An 18,972-nucleotide genomic window follows, 5' to 3' on the forward strand; every position below is an offset into this window, starting at 1 on the left:
CTTATATTTTATTTAAGGAAGTGATGAAAATCATAAAGTTGAAGAGAATCTCTCTTAAAGCCGTTAGGCTATTGTTCCTTGAAAACTGAATAGACCAAGGTAGGACTTTATCTACTTGTGGAGGATTATGACTTACGCCATGACCTTTCTGCTGAGAATAATTTCGGTTTTATGAATACTGAGAAATCAAGGAAACAAGAAAGCGAGCGATAAATAAGAATACATAAAAACAGATTTGGCAACCTGTTCAATGAAGCAAGTAGTGATAATGATACTTCAATAGTTTAAGCCGGCTCGTCTGGAATAAGAGGCGGAGGTGAGATTCCTATGTTGCTGCCAAGCACCTACCAAAGTCGTTAAACTTAAATTATAGAAGAAAACATATTTTGATTATAGAAAGTTTGTAAAGGAAGGAGGGGTGTCTGTGGATAGTGACTGGAATGGATTGGCTGATTTAATAGCAAATCTGATTACAAAATATGCTGGTGTTTTAGATTTAGATAATCTGCCCGATCCAACGCCAGCAAAAAATCAAGAGATTAAAAATAGTTTTGACATGGCAAAAACACTAATTGAGGCGGACTAATAAAGGTGTTATAATATACTTGAAATGATAGTCCAAACTTAAATTCAAAAATTTATATATGATATAGAAAAATTATATTGAGGTTAATGCTATGTCAAAAGAAAAAATAAAAGTATATCTTTATACACGAGTATCTACGTCAATACAGATAGAGGGGTATTCGTTAGAGGCACAAAAATCAAGAATGAAAGCTTTTGCTATTTACAACGATTATGAAATTGTTGGAGAGTATGAAGATGCCGGAAAGTCTGGCAAGTCTATTGAAGGTAGAATTCAGTTCAATCAAATGATGGAAGATATAAAATCTGGAAAAGATGGAGTGTCTTTTGTTCTTGTGTTTAAGTTATCAAGATTTGCAAGAAATGCCGCTGATGTTCTTTCTACACTTCAGATAATGCAGGATTATGGAGTTAATCTTATTTGCGTTGAAGATGGCATTGATTCATCTAAAGATGCCGGGAAACTAATGATTTCTGTTTTATCAGCTGTGGCTGAAATAGAAAGAGAAAACATACGTATTCAAACAATGGAAGGTCGCATTCAAAAAGCAAGGGAAGGAAAATGGAATGGCGGCTTTGCTCCGTATGGATATAAACTTGAAGATGGCAAGCTATTTATAAATGAGGAAGAGGCAATTGCCATAAGAACGATTTTCGACCAGTATGTAAATACTACGATAGGAGCCAATGGGATATCTAAATACTTAGAGAATCATGGAATTAGAAAAATCCCAAGACAGAATGGTAAGAATCCTTTGTTTGATGCAGGTCTTATAAGAAAGATATTAAAGAATCCTGTATATAATGGGAAAATAGCATTTGGAAGAAGAACTTTAGAAAAAGTTCATGGTACAAGAAATGAATATAAGCAGGTTGAACAAGATGAGTATCTAATATCTGAAGGGATACATGAAGCTATAGTTTCCGATGAAGTTTGGCAAGCTGCTCAGGTTAAGCTAAAATCTCAAGCAAAGAAATATGAGCATGTGAATAAAGGAAAAGATACACGCACACACTTGCTTTCTGGAATTGTAAAATGCCCGATATGTGGAGTGGGAATGTTTGGAAACAAGTGTATCAAGAAAAAGAAAGATGGCACAAAGTATAAAGATTTTTATTACTATGGTTGTAAACATAGGCAGATGATAAGAGGTCATAAGTGTACTTTCCGTAAGCAAATTAGAGAAGAATTGTTAGATGATGCTGTTGCAGAGGTAATTGTCAAGATTGTAAGTAATCCGAAATTTGCTTCTATGATGCAAGAGAAAATCAACATGAAGGTGGATACCTCTGAAATAGAAACAGAAATAGATAATTACCAAAAGGAATTGAGGAAGTGTCATTCTACAAAGTTTAAGCTAATTGAGGAAATAGATAATTTAGATGTTGAAGATAAGCACTATAAGAGAAGGAAACAGGATTTAGACGACAGACTTTATCGCATGTATGACAAAATAGATGAATTAGAATCATCACTAATTGATGCGAAAGCAAAGAAACAGACTATTGAAGCTGAAAAGCTTACAGGAGATAACATATATAAGGTTCTGATCTATTTTGATAAGCTCTATAAAGTCATGAATGATGTAGAGCGTAGACAGTTAATTACAGCTTTGATTTCTGAAATTCAAGTTTATGAAGAAAAACAGCCTAACGGACAATGGCTAAAATCAATTACTTTCAAGCTTCCGATTATAGAAGAAAATCTCAACATAGGTTTGGACAATGATGAGCACGTTGAGACTGTAGTATTGATGTCAAGAAAATAAGATAAGAGGTTATAAGACTGTTGAAATCAATGGCTTTTGGGGTTTTAGAAGAAATCCTAAAAGCCATTTTTATATTAGAAAAACACCTTGTGGGAACACTTCAAGTGTAGATTATTGCAGGGTGTGTAGACACTATGTATATTTTAGGGAGAGTGAACAGGATAGATAATATCAGGCTACTTATCATATAATAAAAATGATATAATAATAATTAGGTTGAATTAAGGAGTTCAATATGAATAAAAAAATAAATCTGATATTACCTAAAAAACAATTCCAAATCCAGCGAGTAGGAATCTATGCACGAGTCAGTACGACAGATAAAGACCAGTTAAATAGTTTGGTGGCACAAATATCTGCTTTAACTAGACTTACCTCCCATTATTCCAATTGGAAGCTTGTAGATATTTATATTGATATTGCATCAGGAAAAACTAAATCTAGTAGAAAAGAATTCTCCAGAATGCTTGAAGGCATAAAGAAAGAAGACGTTAATATAATCGTTACAAAGAGCGTGAGTCGATTTGGTAGAGATACAGTAGATGCTTTAGAAGCATTAAAAGTAATTAAGCAAGCCAGTGCAAGAATTATCTTTGAACAAGAAAACTTAGATAGCCAAGAAGATGATACTGATATGATCATATCCATTATGGAATCTTTGGCACAATCAGAAAACGAACAGCGAAGTGAAAATATAAAATGGGGTCTAAAGCAAAGAGCAGCACAAGGCACATCAAAACTTTATAATCGAAAGTGCTATGGCTATGATCATGATGAGAATGGAGAACTAATTATAAACTTCCAACAAGCAAAAGTAGTCAGGAAAATATTTAATTGGTACTTAGATGGGAAAAGTATCATAGGCATTGTCAAAGAACTTGAAAAAGAAAAGATTAAATCCCCAACAGGGAAAAACAAATGGCCAAAAAGAAGTATTGAAACCATGTTAGAAAATGAAAAGTATATAGGTTCTGTAAAATTATTAGATTCAGTAAATAAAGAAAATTATTATCTTCTAAAAGATAATCACGAAGCAATTATTACAGAGGAAGTATTTAATAAAGTTCAAGAAGAAAAATCAAGTAGGAGTAATATTGATGAGGAGAATAATAGAAAGAGTAGAAAATATAGCTCTATAAATAAATATAGGAGATAATGCATCAACTATAAATACAAAAGTGAAGGAATAAATGAGGTGAGATAGTGAAAAGAAAACAATTTGATGATTTTTATTTTGTTAAAGACGGTCAAATTCATAAATTAGATGAAGTTCAAGCGCATTATGAAAAAAATAACGGTGACATATCTTATTATAAAGGAGATATGAGATGTCCAGAATGTAAAGAAGCCAGACTAGCTTTTACACACAAAACATCAAAGAACCGTGAATACTTATCAAAAGAGCCTACTTCAAATCATTTAGACAATTGTTCTTATAATTATGATTATGCTAGTAAAAAACAAATAATTGAGTATGTAGAAACAATGAATGATAATCAAATTCGAGATAAGCTCGAATCAGCATTAAATATGCTGATGAATAGAGACACATCAAAAGACATTAATATAAATAGCCAGGCACAAAGAGATAATCCACTTATTATAAAAAGTTCTAACGGGGGCAATTCAATACAACGAACAATCCCAAGAAAGAGTCTTAGTATGTGGTTAGATAAAGAATATGAAGGCAAAGTTTTTATATTTTATGGTAAAGTTAAATTAAAGGTTGAGCTAGTGAAACAAGCAGAGCAAGAGGGACAAGTCAAGCCATCTGAAGAATTTTTCAAACTATTGATTTATACCAAAAGAAGAGAGGAGACATGGGGATATAAAACAAAAGTATTTCGTGGAAGATTTGAAGATAAAATAGATGAGACTAAAGAATATGATATAGCAATTTTAGGGTATCTCGACTTTTCTCGTGGGAATACACCAGAAATAAAGTTGGTAAAATACAACTCATTACTATATAGATAAAATCTTATGAGAGAGCTTATAACGAAATAATAATTACTTTTTAGCATTTTCTATAGTTGAGTCATATATTAGCCTAATCAAAAAATTAGTTGGTGTAGACGATAATGATGTAAAACAAGAATAATTAGCGGTTTTATGAAATAAAAACAAGGTAGAATATAACCTAACTATCACACGTGGAGAGTGTAGTATTGATGTCAAGAAAAGGAGATAAGAGGTTATAAGACTGTTGAAATCAATGGCTTTTAGGATTTTAGAAGAAATCTTAAAAGCCATTTTTCTATTTGAAAAATACCTTGTGGGAACATATTAATAGTAAAAATCGTAGGGGTGTGTAGACAGGATAGATATTTATAGGGAGAGTGAACAGAATAGATATTAGGACTTGACACAGCAATTAATAAGTTGTAAAATATAAACAAGTTAGCAGATTAGCTAATAAAGTAATAGGAGGTAATCATGAACAATCACGAACTGACTTTTGGGAATTTTATTTCTCAGAAGAGAAAGGATTTAAGAATCACCTTAAAGGATATGGCGGACAGGCTTAATATTTCCTCACCGTATCTAAGCGATGTAGAGAAAGGAAAAAGAGATTCTTTTGACTTAGATAGGTTGAACCAAATTGCTAAAATATTAAACTTGGATGAAGAAGAATCATCCATTATGATGGATTTAGCTGGAAAGCAAAGAAATACGGTGGCACCTGATTTGCCAGAGTATATTTTAAAGACTAAAGGCTTAAGCGTAGCTTTGAGAAAGGCTAGAGACTTAGATGTTAAAGAAGAAGAGTGGATAAAATTCATTGAAGAAATTGAAAAAGAGAGGTAGGCATGTATCAATATAACTTCAGCAAATCAAGTACAGGTGCTCCATTTATCACTTTAGATCAAATTGAATCACTGACCGAGAATATTCTTAATAAATATTGTCCTTCTGCAATAGAGAATTTTGAAGCAGTAGATATTGAGGGACTGGCAGAATTTGATTTAGGGTTTAATGTTGAGTATGCCTACTTATCTCATAACGGATGCTATGCAGGAATGATGGTCTTTAATGATGACCAAGTAATACGAACAATGAAAAGCCTAATGCCAAATGTTGAAACTGGACAATGGGAACTAGAATATCTTACAGATAGAGCCAATACTATTCTAATAGATAAGCAATTAGACAATCCAAGAGATAAAGGATTTAGAAGATTTACCCTAGCTCATGAATGTGGACATGGTGTAATTCATCCGTGTGTATTTTACAGAGATCCAAACCAACTATCTTTTTTTAATGAAGAAGAAAAGCCTGCTTCACTAGCTTGTCGAACTGGCGATGTTAAAAAGAAGAAAACTAAGCGCTGGGGATTTATGGATACAATAGAATGGCAGGGGAATACATTTGCTTCTTGTCTTTTGATGAATAAAAAAGCGATTATAAAGTATTTATACTATCTGGGCTATGATAAGCATATTAAGGATGAGACTTATCTATTTGATTTCATCATGAAAGTATCAGAGCAATTCCAAGTATCAAAAACAGCAGCATTAGTTCGATTAAAAGTATTAGGCTATGCACCTAATGACTTTGAATTAACAAAAGAACTATATAACGAATTTAGTTTTTAAAATATAGCTTAGCTATATTTTTTTAAGAAAGAAATTAGCAAAGAAGCTAACAAGGAAAGATAAGGAGGTATTATGGAACAAATGGCATGTCCAGTCTGTAAAAAGAGATTTTTTGATGTATCAAGAATTCCTTTAGAGAAAATAGAGATAGCAGCAAAATGTCCACATTGTGGGAAAATCTCAACACTGGAAATATCAAACAAAAATAAGAAAAAACCATACCGAGCAAAGAAGTAAATGTAACTATCAAATAGCCGGATGAGTATTCAAAAGGAAACTCATCTGGCTATTTTTATATTAAGGAGGTGATCCTATAGAAATAAGAAACAAAGAAGGAAAAAGAGTCTGTGATATTAGTGAAGACAAGAAAAAGCTTACTATCAGGCGAGGTAAAAGTACAACCATAGCCTATGTAGTTAAAGGCGAAATTAAAATTTTAAATAAGTAAAAGATATCCGCAAGAACGCTAGACGGCAGTCGGAAAACCAAACCATGGTTTTCTATTGCCGTCTTTTTTTGTTTTTACGGATGGCCTTCTTGCGGATCTAGAGATTTTGCAAGGAGGCAAAAGATGGCAAAGAAAAGATATTTAGAAATAAATGGCAAAGAAATCGAAGTTAGTGAAGAAGTCTACAAAGAATATATGAAACCAATCTGGAGAGAAAAAAAGAGAATCCAAAGAGCTTATAAGAATTTAGAAGAACTACAAGATAAAGACAGAATTAAAACAGCGGCTGAGAAAAATGGAAACTATGTCCAAGCAGGAAGTTTAGAAACAGGCTTTGTCGAAACAAAAGAATATGGTCTTCCCTTATCCCTTGATGTCGCAGAAGAAGAATACGACTTTGAAGTAACTAGCGTTAAAAATACTGAGGATATAGTAACGTACAAACTTCTAGAAGAAGCATTCTTAGAAGTCATTAGTGAATTTTCTGAAAGAGATAAAAAAGTTCTAAAACTACTTTTTCTCTACGAAATGAAAGAAAGAGAAGTCGCAGAAGTAGTAGGAATATCCCAAAAAACAGTTAATAACATCAAAAATAAGCATTTACCAAAGATTCAAGAGAAATTGAGACCTTGGAAAAAATAATTACTCAAAAACTTACTAGATGTCCTAAGGAATATGAGGGAAGAAGTCTTACTCAAATACAAACAGGATGTCCTAAGAAGTATGAGGATATACAACTTACTCAAAATGAAGGCAAATGTCCTAAGGAGTATGAGAGGAGAAATCTTACTCAAAAATTTAATGAATGTCCCAAGGAGTATGAAAGGAGGAACAAAGTGGACTTAGTAAAAAACGAACAGATGGCAGAAAGTTTAATAGCCATCTCAATTGTTGCCAAGAAGATAGCTATGGAATTAATGCAACCAGAGAAAGGAGAAAAAAGTGTCAAGAATAAAGCTACTGATGGAAATCAAAGAAGATGCAGAGAATCTTGCATCTAGTATAGGTGTCCTTCTAACAGCACTAGAAAGTGATGAGGAACTGCCTAAAGATGAAAAGGTAAAACAAGAAGAAAAGGCCTACGAGATTGAAGATGTTAGAAAGATACTAGCCGATAAATCAAGATTAGGCCATACAGCTAAAATAAGAGAACTTTTAGAAAAGTATGGGGCTAAAAAGTTATCTGAGATTGATCCAAGTAACTATAAAAGCTTGGTAGCAGATGTGGAGAAGTTGTAATGGGCGCTCACGCTATTTTATCAGCATCATCTTCTAATAGATGGATTCACTGTCCGCCAAGCGTTAGGCTCTCTCAAAAATACGAAGATGAAGTTAGTCCCTATGCACTTGAAGGCACATCGGCTCATGCCTTAGCAGAATATAAACTAAAGAAGTTATTAGGTTTAGATACTAAAGACCCGACAGAGGATTTAGATTTTTATGATGAAGAAATGGATGAGCTAACTGAGGGATATGCTTCATATGTGACAGAAGTAGTAAGTAGATACGAAAGTCCAGCCGTCTTTGTGGAAGAAAGACTTGACCTATCAGACTATGTTAAGGAGTCCTTTGGAACTGCTGACTGTGTAGTTGTTGGAGGAAAAGACCTTCATGTAATTGACTTAAAGTATGGTCAGGGAGTTTTAGTAGATGCTGAAGAAAACACACAACTCATGTTATACGGACTTGGTGCTCTGACTCTCTTCGATGGAATTTATGATATCGAGAAAGTAGTTCTTCATATCTATCAACCAAGAAGATGTAACATATCAACTTATGAAATTAAAAAGACAGAACTTTATAAGTGGGGAGAATCTGTACGAGAGATTGCAGAGAAAGCTTACAAAGGAGAAGGAGAATTCTCACGTGGAGAATGGTGCATCTTTTGCAAAGCAAAGAACAGATGCAGGAAAAGAGCAGAAGAGAATCTGAAACTAGCACAAGATGAATTTACTCTACCACCAGAACTATCTGACGATGAAATTGAAGAGATTCTACCAAGACTAGACGAAATGGAGCAATGGGTCAAAGATATCAAGGCCTATGCTTTAGAAAGAGCAATGAAGGGCCATAGATGGAAGAACCTAAAACTTGTCGAAGGTAGGTCAAATAGAAAATACCGAGATGAAGATGAAGTTGTAAAAAAAGTAAAAGAACTGGGATTTAATCCCTTTGAAGAAAAGTTACTTGGCATCACAGCTATGACTAAGTTACTAGGTAAGAAAGTCTTTGATGAAAATATCAGCAACTTATTAGAAAAACCAAAAGGAAAGTTGACCTTAGTAAGTATTGATGACAAGCGAGAAGAAGTAAAAATTGACAATGTTAAAGAAGAATTTGGAGTGGTTAAGGAATGAAAAAAATACCACTTACAAAAGGACTTTATGCATTAGTTGACGATGAAGATTACAAAGAACTATCAAAATATAAGTGGTTTGCCAGCGGTCATCCAGGTCAGTTATATGCCTGTAGACACAATCCAGAGAATAAATCTCGCCATATTAGAATGCATAGGCAAATTCTAAATGCTCCAGAGAATATGGAAGTAGATCATATAAATCTGAATAGATTAGATAATAGACGATCTAATTTGAGGCTAGCAACTAGACAAGAAAATTCTTTTAATAGAAAAAAGTTTAACATGAAATCTCACTCTAGATATAAGGGAGTTACTTTTCATATTAGAGATAGATGTTGGCAAGCGTGCATCAGAATAAATGAAAAGCATATTTATTTAGGTAGTTTTGATAAAGAAGTAGACGCTGCAATGGCGTACAACGAAGCGGCAAAAAAGTATCATGGTAGATTTGCAAAATTAAATATAATTCAGGAGGAAAATTATGCAAAATAAAACAAAAGTAATTACAGGTGAAGTTAGATTATCATATTTTAACGGATGGGAACCAAAGTCAATCAATGGTGGTAAAGAAAGATACTCAGTATCTGTCATTATCCCAAAGAGCGACCAAAAGACAATCGAAAAGATTGAAAAGGCAGTAGATGCTGCTATTGATGAAGGACTTTCTAAATTCAATGGAAAGAAACCAAATAAGAAAGCTATCAAACTTCCATTAAGAGATGGTGATACAGAAAAAGATGATGAAGCATATGCTGATGCATATTTCTTAAATGCCAACTCTATGACAGCACCTCAAATTGTAGATAGAAATGTAGAGCCTATTCTTGATAGAAGTGAAGTCTACTCAGGGGTTTATGCAAGGGTATCCCTTAATTTCTATGCCTACAATGTAAATGGCAATAAGGGCGTAGCGGTTGGGCTAGGGAATATTCAAAAACTAAGAGATGGTCAACCTCTAGGAAATAGGTCTAATGCAGCAGATGACTTTGATGCAATGGGCGATGATGAAGATTTCTTAGAATAGGAGGTAGAAATGGACTATTTAATTACAGCGATAGTTTTAGCTATTTGGTCCTTTTTATGGTATAAGCTTGGATTTTTACAAGCTCAGTTAAAAGAACTAGATAGAGATATCAGAAAAATAGAAAAACAAATAAAAGAAGATAGAAAAAATAATTTAGCAGAATTAACAAAGCTTAGTGATAGCTATGAAAAAATTGTCCATAGATCTTGAGACCTATTCTTCAGTTGATTTAGGCAAAAGTGGTGTATACAAATATGCCGAGAGTGAGGATTTTGAAATCCTCCTCTTTGCCTACTCTATTGATGATGGAGAAGTTAAGGTCATAGATTTGGCAAGTGGAGAGGTTATTCCTGAAGAAATATTGTCAGCCCTTAGTGATGAAAACGTAGAAAAGTGGGCCTTTAATGCAAATTTTGAAAGGGTGTGTTTATCAAAATTTCTTGGAGAGAGATTAAAACCTCAAGGCTGGTATTGTACCATGATTTGGTCAGCTTATCTTGGTCTACCTCTATCTCTTGAAAAAGTAGGAGAGGTTTTGAAGCTAGATAAGCAAAAGATGAATGAAGGGAAAGCTCTTATAAGATATTTTTCTATTCCTTGTAAACCAACTAAGACTAATGGTATGAGGACAAGAAATCTACCACATCACGACTTAGAAAAGTGGTCTACCTTTAAAGAATATAACAAAAGAGATGTGGAAACAGAAATGGAGATAAAGAAAAAACTATCAGCCTTTCCTATGCCTCAATCAGAATGGGAAAACTACTGGGTAGACCAAAACATCAATGATAGAGGAATTTTAATAGATGAAGTTTTAGTTGATTCAGCTATTAAATTTGATGAAATCTTACGAGAAGAAAATATGGATAGAGCCATAGAATTAACTGGTCTTGAGAATCCAAACTCTCCTTTACAGCTAAAAGAATGGCTTAATAAAAAAGGCTTAGAGATAGATTCCTTAGCTAAAAAATATGTAGAGTCTGCTCTTAAAAATGCTGAAGGTCATATTAAAGAAGTACTGGAACTTAGACAAGAACTATCTAAGTCTTCAGTTAGAAAATATGATGCTATGAAAAATGTAAAAGGAAATGACAAACGTGTGAGAGGGCTCCTTCAATTTTATGGGGCAAATCGTACAGGAAGATATTGTTTAACTGGAGATCACGAAGTTTTAACTGATAAAGGCTGGGTTAGACTTGATAAATGGAATGGAGGGAACATTGCTTGTTGGAATACCATAGGAGAAAAAATATCTTTTCAAAAGTCTGAAATGGTTAAGTTTCCATTCAGTGGACAAATGGTTTTCTATGAAGATAAAAGAATATCTCAAATAAGCACAACTGAACACAAGATGTATTTTAAAAATCATTATAAGAGTGAGTGGAGAGTTGGAGAAATATCCGAGATGCTAAATTATGCACATCCAGCTATTCCATTTACTGGATATAGACAAGTTCAGTCAAATTTAGATCATATTCAGCTTAGAGTTCTTATTATGATTCAAGCGGATGGACATTATACTGCAGAAGGAAATATAAAACTTTCTTTTTCAAAACTTAGAAAAGTTGAAAGATGTAAAAGTCTTTTGAGAAAAGCAGAAATTTGCTTTAATTTGAAAGAATATATGGATAAGTCAAAGAAAAGATATGTTTTTACTATCTACTCTAGACACCTACCTTTGTGGCTTAGAATGTTTGAAAACAAAACATTTGAAACATGGCTATTTGATGAAAGTGCAGACGTGTTCTTTGATGAACTTGTTCATTGGGACGGATATCAAAGTGCTAAAAACAGCATTCAGTATTCTACAGTAAATAGGAAAAATGCAGATATAATACAGGCCTTTGCTCATCTAAGTGGTAGAGCATGTCAAATGAGTATAAAGAAAAGATCGCAAGTTCATAACAATTGGCAAGATGCATATATATTAGACATTTGGTTAAGACCTAAAAACGCACATCAAATACAAAGAAAAGCAAAGAAAATAGACTATACGGGAATGGTCTACTGTGCTATGACTCCAACAGGTTTCTTTTTAGTGAGGAGAAATGGAAGAGTATGGGTTACAGGAAATTCAGGACGTCTTATCCAGGTACAAAATTTGAGGAGAAATAACCTACAAGATTTAGACCTTGCAAGAAGTCTTGTAAGAAATAAAGAATACGAAAGCTTAGAAATGCTTTATGACTCACCATCCGATGTGTTATCCCAACTGATAAGAACAGCCTTTATTCCAAAAGAGGGATGCCGATTTATAGTTTCCGATTTTTCAGCAATTGAAGCAAGAGTTCTAGCTTGGCTTGCGGGAGAAGACTGGGTGCTTAATGCCTTTAAAAATGGAGAAGATATCTACTGCTCTACAGCAAGTCAGATGTTTGGTGTGCCTGTTGTAAAACATGGAGTAAATGGAGACTTAAGACAAAAAGGTAAGGTAGCAACGCTTGCTTGTGGTTATGGTGGCTCTGTGGGAGCGCTTAAGGCTATGGGTGCTATAGAAATGGGGCTATCTGAAGATGAACTTCAATCAATAGTTGATTCCTGGCGAGAGGCTAATCCAAATATAGTGAGTCTTTGGTGGGACATAGATTCGTTCGTAAAAAGAGTTGTGAAGACAAGGGCTAAAGAAGAATATAATAACCTAATTATTAGCTATGAAAAAGGCATCCTATTTATAGAACTACCTTCAAAAAGAAGGCTTGCTTATCCAAAAGCAAAAATCGGGATGAATCGATTTGGTGGAGAATCAGTAGTCTATGAAGGAATCGTAGTTGGAAATAAGTGGGACAAGATAGAATCCTACGGCGGTAAATTTGTAGAAAATATAGTTCAAGCAATAGCCAGAGATATTTTAGCTGAGGCTATGATGAGACTTGAGAAAAAAGGATTTAATATCGTCATGCATATCCATGACGAAGTTGTAATAGAAAGCGATTCATCTAGTATCGAGGAAGTAAATCAAATTATGTCTTTAGTTCCTAGTTGGGCACCTGGACTTATCTTAGATGCAGATGGATTTGAAAGTGAATTTTATAAGAAAGACTAAGGAGGTTTATTCATGTTTTATGTTAAAGAAAAAATAAATGATTCTATGGAAATAAGCATTGAAATAAATGATGAGAATGTCTTTTGCACCTGTCCAAAGTGCGGAAAAGAAGTTCGAGTAGATTTAGTTGAAGTATTGGAAGAAGGAGATTTAGTTTCTACTCAAGTTTGCTGTAATACTTGTAGTGAAACAATGAGGGATATTTATGAATAAAGAACTATACAACAGGAGTGGGTGCAAGGATCCCACTCCTTATCAAGCAATTAAAAATGCAGAGAAGAGGTACTATCCCTTGGTATATATCTGCAGTCCATTTTCTGGAGATGTAGAAAATAATGTAATCAAGGCAAAAACTTATTCTCGCTATGCTTTAGATAAAGGAAATATTCCCATAGCACCACATCTTTTATTTCCTCAGTTTATGAGTGATGAAAGTGAGAGAAGACTTGCCATGCATTTTAATTATGTCCTTCTTGGAAAATGTGAAGAAGTATGGGTCTTTGGTGACAAGATAAGTCCTGGAATGGATGAAGAAATAAGAGTTGCTGAGAAGAGAAAAATGAAGATTCGCTATATAAAGGAGGTATCCTAATTGAAAATATACACCTCAAATTTAATAGGAGTTGAGTCAAATTGTGTTTATCCAAATGAGGTCAATACAGTAGATGTTAGGTCATTTGAGAAAGCTGCGAGTTTTGATCATGTAATGGCTAAGTATAAAAATTCATACAGATCCAACGATAATTTTATAGAGTCAGAATGTGTTCCCATGGATATAGACAACGACCATTCAGAAAATCCAGATGATTGGATTTCAGCTAATGACCTAAAGAGAATATTTGACGGAGTTAAATTTGCCATAGTTTACAGCAGAAACCATAGAAAAGAAAAAAATGGAAAAGCTGCAAGATCAAGAATGCACATATATTTTCCAATTCCTAAGATCACAAATTTAGCTGAATATGTAGAAATAAAAGAAAGCTTGGCAGAGACTTATACTTTTTTTGATGGTAATGCACTAGATGGAGCGAGGTTTTTCTTTGGAGTTAAGAATCCTGCCGTTGAAATAGTTAGGGGAAGGAAATATATAACTGATATTCTAAAAGATGACTTTGAAGACTTCGATAACTCTCAAGACTTAATTCAGCAAGGCTCTAGAAATTCAACTATGAACCATTTTGCTGGTAGGATTCTAATTCGATATGGAAATACAGATGAGGCAAGAGAATTATTCGATAAAAAAGCTAGTCTTTGCTCACCACCACTTCCAGATGATGAACTAGAACAAATATGGAGGTCTGCTTGTAAATTCTATAAAAAGGTGGCGGCGAGTGAAGATTATGTGCCACCTGAAGAATACAATGAAAGATATGAGGAATATAAGCCTGAGAAACTTACAGATATAGCAATGGCTGAAATCTTTACTAAGCATAACAAAGATAAAGCTATCTACACGATATCTCAAGGCTGGCTTTATTGGACGGGCAAGAAGTGGGAAGATTCTGAACTAAAAGTAATGAGTCTTTATATGGAGACTGCTAAAAAAGTTTTAGAAAATGCAAGTATAGAATTTAAAGTGGTCTATCAAGAATTAGCAGATGCTGAAATGATGGGAAATAAGGAAGAAAAAGCACAAGCAAAGTTAAAGGTAAATAGTGCAAAAGCCTATCTCAATTTTGCTAAAAAAATGAATGACCATGGAAAAGTATCTGGAATATTAAAACTAGCTAAGTCTTTGTTAGAAGTTAAAAATGAAAAACTTGATGCAGATGCTTTTATTTTAAATACACCTGTTGGAGTTATTGATTTAAAAACAAGTGAAATAAAAGAGCATGACCCGTCTTACTATTGCACGAAGATTACTGCCCTAGCTCCAAGTAAGGATAATATGGATATGTGGATAGATACTTTAAGGGATGTAACTGGTGGAGATGATGAGTTTATTAATTTCTTAAAGTTCCATGCAGGGTCGACATTAATAGGTCATGTTTATGAAGAAGCACTCCTTATAGCTTACGGAGATGGAGGAAATGGGAAGTCTACAGTTTTTAATTCAGAGGCTCACGTTCTTGGAGACTATGCAGGTAAAATCCCAGCTGAGTCTTTAACAACAAGAGCAAAGAATGTGAAGGTTGATCTTGCTGAGTTATGTGGTAAGAGATTTATTCTAGCTTCTGAAACAGAGGAGGGTCAAAGGTTATCAAGTTCTATGCTAAAGCAGATAGCAAGTGTTGATGATATTTCAGCAGAAAGAAAATACTATGCACCCTTTTCATTTACACCAACACATTCTACTATTCTCTATACAAATCATTTACCAAAGGTAGGATCTAATGATCGAGGAACCTGGAGAAGAATTGTGGTGGCTCCATTTTCTGTCGCCATTAAAAATCCTAAGACAGACTATATAGATAAGCTCCTAGAAAAAGCAGGTGGGGCAATTCTACAGTGGATGATTGAAGGAGCAAAAGAATATATAGATGCAGGCTTTAAATATCCAAAGTGTAATGTAGTAGATGATGCTAAAAGATCATATAAAGAAGAAAATGACTGGATAAACCATTTTATTTCAGATAAATGCATAAAAGGAACAAATTATAAAGAAATGAGTGCAAGGTTATATCAAGTTTATCGTGAGTGGGCTGGTTCAAATGGAGAATACATTAGGAACAATAGAGATTTTTCACGAGCCCTTATAGCAGAAGGTTATGAAAAGAAAAGGACAAATAGGGGAATTGAATGGGCCGGTATAGCCATCAATGATTTAATGGAGTCGGAAGACGACTTTTTATAAATGCATCTTAGTGTAGCATTTATAGGCTAAATAAAGATGATTGTATAGAAAAAAGTTTTTCTTAATTAATGAAAAGTGCATACACTAAACTACAAAAAGACATGACTATTTACACTTGACTTAACACTGGAATGGCTTAATATACGCATTTTGTATGGTGTGAATAGTTATAGCCTACTTTCTTTTATATATTATTTTTATTCTCTCGTGTAAAAGGTTTATATAAAGCTACACTATACAACACTTTAGAAAAATGGAGGATTTATGAATTTCTATAACTACATGATGAAAAATCACTTAAATGAAAAGTCTCCAAGAGGAGATTTAGCAAGAGATATGAAGGAAGATAGAGACTTTCCTAAAAATAAAACAGGGAAATTTAAAGGCTGGAAAAGACTGATTAAAAATTATTTAAAAAGCCAGGGTGCTTGTTATGACTGTATGATGACTTTTGAAGAAGCGTGGAAGGAGTATGAAAATTGCGAGAGAAAGAGATTGAATCTTCCCTTGTTAAAAGAGTAAAAGAGAACAAGGGCCTATGTCTTAAGTTTACATCCCCTTCAATGACGGGAATACCAGACAGGATAATACTTCTACCTAAAGGAAAGATAGGATTTGTGGAAACAAAAAGACCTGGAGGAGAACCAAGACCAATTCAGAAAAAAAGAATAAGGCAATTTAAAAACTTAGGTTTTAAGGTTTATGTTCTTGATTCAAAAGAAAACATTGATGAAATAATAAAGAGGATTGGAGGTGACTAATTGGAATACACTCCACATAAATATCAAAATTATGCTACTGAATTTATAAAAGAAAATAAAGAATCAGCACTTCTACTTGACATGGGTCTCGGCAAGACGGTTATAAGCTTAACGGCTATAAAAGATTTACTCTTTGATTCTTTTGAAATTTCTAAAGTTCTAATCATAGCACCATTAAGAGTTGCTAGAGATACATGGAAGGAGGAAATAGAAAAATGGTCTCACCTTGATATCTTAAAATGTTCAGTAGCCATAGGAAGTGAAAAAGAAAGAATAAAAGCATTAAATAAACAAGCAGACATTTATCTGATCAATAGGGAAAATGTAGATTGGCTAATAAATAAGAGCGAACTGTCCTTTAACTACGATATGATTGTAATTGACGAACTATCATCCTTTAAATCTCATAGGTCAAAGAGGTTTAAAGCTTTGATGAAAGTTAGACCAAAGGTGAAAAGAATAGTTGGTCTTACTGGAACTCCATCATCTAATGGCCTAATGGATTTATGGGCTGAGTTTAGATTACTTGATATGGGTCAAAGACTTGGAAGATTTATTGGTCAGTACAGGGAAATCTACTTCAAACCAGATAAGAGAAATGGACCAATCATCTATTCCTACAAACCACTGCCTTTTGCTGAAGATGCAATCTATGAAAAAATATCAGATATCACAGTTTCTATGAAAGCTGAAGATTACCTAAAAATGCCAGAGAAGATAAACAATGAAGTCTTTGTAAATCTATCAGATAAAGAAAGAGAAATCTATGAGGCCTTAAAAAGAGACCTGGTTGTTAGCATTAAGGATAAAGATATAGATGCAGTTAATGCTGCAGCCCTTTCTAATAAGTTACTTCAAATGGCATCGGGTTCTGTATATGATGAAGATAAAAATATGATTCATATCCATGATAGAAAGCTTGATGCCTTGGAAGATTTAATAGAAGGTGCAAATGGTAAACCTGTTCTGATAGCCTATTGGTATAAATCAGATTTAAAAAGAATAAAAGATAAGTTTGATGTAAGAGAACTTAAGACAAGTGGGGACTTTAAAGAATGGAATCAAGGTAAGGTTCCAGTTGCCATTATCCATCCTGCATCTGCTGGTCATGGACTTAACCTACAAGCTGGAGGTTCAACACTTATTTGGTTTTCCCTTACATGGTCCTTAGAACTTTATGAACAAACCAATGCCAGACTTTATAGGCAAGGACAGAAAGAAACAGTTGTAATCCATCACATATTAGCAAAAGGAACTATTGATGAAGATGTTATGAAGGCATTAGAAAATAAGAATAAAACACAAGCTGCACTTATAGATGCAGTGAAAGCAAATCTAGAGAGTTGATGTCATAGAATGTCACTAAGAACATTTGATAAGCTTAATATACGAGCAGGAGTTCTATGGAGAACTTACCTCAAAAAATTATGGAGGTAAGAAATGAACGCAAAAGAATATTTAAAACAAGCTTTTTATTTAGACAAGAGAATAAACTCAAAGCTGGAGCAAGTTGAATCACTCAACGCTCTAGCAACAAAAGCTACATCGACCTTATCAGATATGCCTAAGAGTCCTAATAGAGGATCATCAAAACTTGAAGATACTATTGTTAAGATTATAGACCTTCAAGAAGAAATCAATAGGGATATAGATAAGTTGGTAGACTTGAAAAAAGAAATCGTAAGAACAATAAAAAAGATTGAAGATAAAGAACTTCAAGTAGTTTTAGAAAAAAGATATCTTTGCTTTGAATCTTGGGAGAAGATAGCGGTTGAGATGAATTACTCAATTCAGCATATCTTTAGACTTCATAGTAAGGCTTTGAAAAATATAGAGATATAAAAAAATCGGGTGACGCATAAATGCATCACCCGTAAAACTTTCATTTTCAATTCGTGTTTTTATTATAGTACCAATTTTAAAACTTGTCCAGAATATCATGGTGTCCAATATCTAAAAGGAATATCAGCTCATTATTTTCATAGAACCAAATAATGCGAATATCCATGTTAACGGAAGACTCCCATATGCCATCTGTACCTTGTATTTTCTTAGTTCTTAAAGATGGATGGGTAGGATTTTCTACGAAAAATTTAAGTTTCTTTTTCGTTTGATTCTTTTCGGTATCAGATAGTTTTTTGTAATGTTTTTTAAAGGCTTTCGAATAAGTAAGTTTATAGGACATTACTTATCTAACTCCTCAAATAGAGAGTCGATAGAATCAAAAACAGGTTGAGTCCCATTTTTTATAGATTCTTTAATTTCTTTTACTTCAGCTTTTAAATTTTTTATGACATGCTCTGGATAGATTGCAACTGGAACAAGTACAATTTTTCCATTATCTTCTATGACTTCAAATTGGTCGCCTTGATTTAATTCCATAGAGTTTACTATGTCTTTTGGGATAGTAACTTGTGATTTAGCTTTTAATTCAACCAACATAACAAAACCTCCTTAGTTAGAAATTCATACTTTCTAACTAAATTATATTTTCTTCTGAGAAAAAAGTCAAGTGGAGAGTAAAGTTGATAGAATGAGAGTAAGTAGTTATAGTATAGTTAAAATAGCAAAAGAATAATTAAAAGAGCCTTGG

Annotated in this window: 24 protein-coding genes; 22 read left to right on the plus strand and 2 right to left on the minus strand. The window is 33.6% G+C overall.

The genetic code is table 11. From position 1 onward, the window contains the following. The first annotated feature begins 424 nt into the window (after nt 1–424). From HMPREF2801_RS09225 to HMPREF2801_RS07275, 22 genes are all read left to right on the plus strand, one after another. The gene (locus HMPREF2801_RS09225; RefSeq protein WP_000376605.1) at nt 425–586 is read left to right on the plus strand and encodes a hypothetical protein; all 162 of its coding nucleotides are present in this window, start codon (nt 425–427) and stop codon (nt 584–586) included. 91 nt (nt 587–677) lie between these two features. Continuing rightward, a complete protein-coding gene (locus tag HMPREF2801_RS07180; RefSeq protein ID WP_070611432.1) occupies nt 678–2,354 on the plus strand; it encodes a recombinase family protein in 1,677 nt (558 codons plus the stop codon). Between the two features lie 235 nt (nt 2,355–2,589). Then, on the plus strand, nt 2,590–3,510 hold the full coding sequence (locus HMPREF2801_RS07185) for a recombinase family protein (RefSeq protein ID WP_009430130.1): 921 nt from the start codon (nt 2,590–2,592) through the stop codon (nt 3,508–3,510). 47 nt (nt 3,511–3,557) lie between these two features. Then, entirely contained in the window at nt 3,558–4,331 is a 774-nt protein-coding gene (locus HMPREF2801_RS07190) for a hypothetical protein (protein WP_070611434.1), read from the plus strand. 459 nt (nt 4,332–4,790) lie between these two features. Continuing rightward, nucleotides 4,791–5,162 carry a helix-turn-helix domain-containing protein gene (locus HMPREF2801_RS07195; RefSeq protein WP_009431575.1) on the plus strand — a complete coding sequence of 124 codons (372 nt, stop codon included), beginning with the start codon at nt 4,791–4,793 and terminating at the stop codon, nt 5,160–5,162. Between the two features lie 2 nt (nt 5,163–5,164). Beyond that, nucleotides 5,165–5,950: an ImmA/IrrE family metallo-endopeptidase gene (locus HMPREF2801_RS07200; protein ID WP_070611436.1), complete on the plus strand. Its 786-nt coding sequence runs from the start codon at nt 5,165–5,167 to the stop codon at nt 5,948–5,950. Nucleotides 5,951–6,022: 72 nt separating this feature from the next. After that, on the plus strand, nt 6,023–6,187 hold the full coding sequence (locus tag HMPREF2801_RS09360; RefSeq protein ID WP_002834910.1) for a hypothetical protein: 165 nt from the start codon (nt 6,023–6,025) through the stop codon (nt 6,185–6,187). Between the two features lie 334 nt (nt 6,188–6,521). Continuing rightward, a complete protein-coding gene (locus HMPREF2801_RS07205) occupies nt 6,522–7,040 on the plus strand; it encodes a sigma-70 family RNA polymerase sigma factor (RefSeq protein WP_070611438.1) in 519 nt (172 codons plus the stop codon). After that, the gene (locus HMPREF2801_RS07210; protein WP_070611440.1) at nt 7,028–7,399 is read left to right on the plus strand and encodes a hypothetical protein; all 372 of its coding nucleotides are present in this window, start codon (nt 7,028–7,030) and stop codon (nt 7,397–7,399) included. The genes HMPREF2801_RS07205 and HMPREF2801_RS07210 overlap by 13 nt, the downstream gene beginning before the upstream one ends. Next, the gene (locus HMPREF2801_RS07215) at nt 7,341–7,637 is read left to right on the plus strand and encodes a hypothetical protein (protein ID WP_070611442.1); all 297 of its coding nucleotides are present in this window, start codon (nt 7,341–7,343) and stop codon (nt 7,635–7,637) included. Before HMPREF2801_RS07210 ends, HMPREF2801_RS07215 begins: the two co-directional genes overlap by 59 nt. After that, entirely contained in the window at nt 7,637–8,755 is a 1,119-nt protein-coding gene (locus HMPREF2801_RS07220; RefSeq protein WP_070611443.1) for a DUF2800 domain-containing protein, read from the plus strand. Before HMPREF2801_RS07215 ends, HMPREF2801_RS07220 begins: the two co-directional genes overlap by 1 nt. Further along, entirely contained in the window at nt 8,752–9,249 is a 498-nt protein-coding gene (locus HMPREF2801_RS07225) for an HNH endonuclease (protein ID WP_070611445.1), read from the plus strand. The genes HMPREF2801_RS07220 and HMPREF2801_RS07225 overlap by 4 nt, the downstream gene beginning before the upstream one ends. Next, nucleotides 9,239–9,781, plus strand: coding sequence for a DUF2815 family protein (locus tag HMPREF2801_RS07230; protein WP_070611447.1), 543 nt, complete (start codon nt 9,239–9,241; stop codon nt 9,779–9,781). The genes HMPREF2801_RS07225 and HMPREF2801_RS07230 overlap by 11 nt, the downstream gene beginning before the upstream one ends. A 9-nt stretch (nt 9,782–9,790) precedes the next feature. Continuing rightward, a complete protein-coding gene (locus tag HMPREF2801_RS07235; RefSeq protein WP_070611449.1) occupies nt 9,791–9,991 on the plus strand; it encodes a hypothetical protein in 201 nt (66 codons plus the stop codon). Then, nucleotides 9,966–12,824 (plus strand): DNA polymerase, encoded by a 2,859-nt coding sequence (locus HMPREF2801_RS07240; RefSeq protein ID WP_070611451.1) that lies wholly within the window; start codon nt 9,966–9,968, stop codon nt 12,822–12,824. Before HMPREF2801_RS07235 ends, HMPREF2801_RS07240 begins: the two co-directional genes overlap by 26 nt. Before the next feature lie 12 nt (nt 12,825–12,836). Continuing rightward, complete coding sequence (locus HMPREF2801_RS07245) at nt 12,837–13,037, plus strand: hypothetical protein (RefSeq protein ID WP_060802384.1); 201 nt, start codon at nt 12,837–12,839, stop codon at nt 13,035–13,037. Next, nucleotides 13,030–13,416, plus strand: a complete 387-nt coding sequence (locus HMPREF2801_RS07250) for a DUF7768 domain-containing protein (RefSeq protein WP_070611453.1) — start codon at nt 13,030–13,032, stop codon at nt 13,414–13,416. Before HMPREF2801_RS07245 ends, HMPREF2801_RS07250 begins: the two co-directional genes overlap by 8 nt. Beyond that, on the plus strand, nt 13,417–15,618 hold the full coding sequence (locus tag HMPREF2801_RS07255) for a phage/plasmid primase, P4 family (RefSeq protein WP_070611455.1): 2,202 nt from the start codon (nt 13,417–13,419) through the stop codon (nt 15,616–15,618). Between the two features lie 264 nt (nt 15,619–15,882). Then, nucleotides 15,883–16,140 (plus strand): sterile alpha motif-like domain-containing protein, encoded by a 258-nt coding sequence (locus HMPREF2801_RS07260; protein ID WP_070611457.1) that lies wholly within the window; start codon nt 15,883–15,885, stop codon nt 16,138–16,140. Beyond that, nucleotides 16,098–16,379: a VRR-NUC domain-containing protein gene (locus tag HMPREF2801_RS07265; RefSeq protein ID WP_070611459.1), complete on the plus strand. Its 282-nt coding sequence runs from the start codon at nt 16,098–16,100 to the stop codon at nt 16,377–16,379. The genes HMPREF2801_RS07260 and HMPREF2801_RS07265 overlap by 43 nt, the downstream gene beginning before the upstream one ends. Further along, a complete protein-coding gene (locus HMPREF2801_RS07270; RefSeq protein WP_070611461.1) occupies nt 16,380–17,726 on the plus strand; it encodes a DEAD/DEAH box helicase in 1,347 nt (448 codons plus the stop codon). A 93-nt stretch (nt 17,727–17,819) separates the two neighbouring features. Then, the gene (locus HMPREF2801_RS07275) at nt 17,820–18,221 is read left to right on the plus strand and encodes a DUF1492 domain-containing protein (protein WP_070611463.1); all 402 of its coding nucleotides are present in this window, start codon (nt 17,820–17,822) and stop codon (nt 18,219–18,221) included. Between the two features lie 76 nt (nt 18,222–18,297). On the opposite strand, the gene HMPREF2801_RS07280 is transcribed toward HMPREF2801_RS07275, so the two are convergent. Together HMPREF2801_RS07280 and HMPREF2801_RS07285 are read right to left on the minus strand one after the other, a co-directional pair. Then, the gene (locus HMPREF2801_RS07280) at nt 18,298–18,564 is read right to left on the minus strand and encodes a type II toxin-antitoxin system RelE/ParE family toxin (protein WP_070611465.1); all 267 of its coding nucleotides are present in this window, start codon (nt 18,562–18,564) and stop codon (nt 18,298–18,300) included. Then, complete coding sequence (locus tag HMPREF2801_RS07285; protein WP_002834889.1) at nt 18,564–18,821, minus strand: AbrB/MazE/SpoVT family DNA-binding domain-containing protein; 258 nt, start codon at nt 18,819–18,821, stop codon at nt 18,564–18,566. Before HMPREF2801_RS07285 ends, HMPREF2801_RS07280 begins: the two co-directional genes overlap by 1 nt. Between the last annotated feature and the right edge of the window lie 151 nt (nt 18,822–18,972).

This window comes from Peptoniphilus sp. HMSC062D09 (assembly GCF_001811425.1).
Classification (GTDB): Bacteria; Bacillota; Clostridia; order Tissierellales; family Peptoniphilaceae; genus Peptoniphilus_A.

Coding starts and splice junctions, on each gene's coding strand:
- HMPREF2801_RS07180 (WP_070611432.1), top strand. CDS start 678: ATGTCAAAAGAAAAAATAAAAGTATATCTTTATACACGAGTATCTACG.
- HMPREF2801_RS07185 (WP_009430130.1), top strand. CDS start 2,590: ATGAATAAAAAAATAAATCTGATATTACCTAAAAAACAATTCCAAATC.
- HMPREF2801_RS07195 (WP_009431575.1), top strand. CDS start 4,791: ATGAACAATCACGAACTGACTTTTGGGAATTTTATTTCTCAGAAGAGA.
- HMPREF2801_RS07200 (WP_070611436.1), top strand. CDS start 5,165: ATGTATCAATATAACTTCAGCAAATCAAGTACAGGTGCTCCATTTATC.
- HMPREF2801_RS09360 (WP_002834910.1), top strand. CDS start 6,023: ATGGAACAAATGGCATGTCCAGTCTGTAAAAAGAGATTTTTTGATGTA.
- HMPREF2801_RS07205 (WP_070611438.1), top strand. CDS start 6,522: ATGGCAAAGAAAAGATATTTAGAAATAAATGGCAAAGAAATCGAAGTT.
- HMPREF2801_RS07220 (WP_070611443.1), top strand. CDS start 7,637: ATGGGCGCTCACGCTATTTTATCAGCATCATCTTCTAATAGATGGATT.
- HMPREF2801_RS07225 (WP_070611445.1), top strand. CDS start 8,752: ATGAAAAAAATACCACTTACAAAAGGACTTTATGCATTAGTTGACGAT.
- HMPREF2801_RS07230 (WP_070611447.1), top strand. CDS start 9,239: ATGCAAAATAAAACAAAAGTAATTACAGGTGAAGTTAGATTATCATAT.
- HMPREF2801_RS07235 (WP_070611449.1), top strand. CDS start 9,791: ATGGACTATTTAATTACAGCGATAGTTTTAGCTATTTGGTCCTTTTTA.
- HMPREF2801_RS07240 (WP_070611451.1), top strand. CDS start 9,966: ATGAAAAAATTGTCCATAGATCTTGAGACCTATTCTTCAGTTGATTTA.
- HMPREF2801_RS07245 (WP_060802384.1), top strand. CDS start 12,837: ATGTTTTATGTTAAAGAAAAAATAAATGATTCTATGGAAATAAGCATT.
- HMPREF2801_RS07250 (WP_070611453.1), top strand. CDS start 13,030: ATGAATAAAGAACTATACAACAGGAGTGGGTGCAAGGATCCCACTCCT.
- HMPREF2801_RS07260 (WP_070611457.1), top strand. CDS start 15,883: ATGAATTTCTATAACTACATGATGAAAAATCACTTAAATGAAAAGTCT.
- HMPREF2801_RS07275 (WP_070611463.1), top strand. CDS start 17,820: ATGAACGCAAAAGAATATTTAAAACAAGCTTTTTATTTAGACAAGAGA.
- HMPREF2801_RS07280 (WP_070611465.1), bottom strand. CDS start 18,564: ATGTCCTATAAACTTACTTATTCGAAAGCCTTTAAAAAACATTACAAA.
- HMPREF2801_RS07285 (WP_002834889.1), bottom strand. CDS start 18,821: ATGTTGGTTGAATTAAAAGCTAAATCACAAGTTACTATCCCAAAAGAC.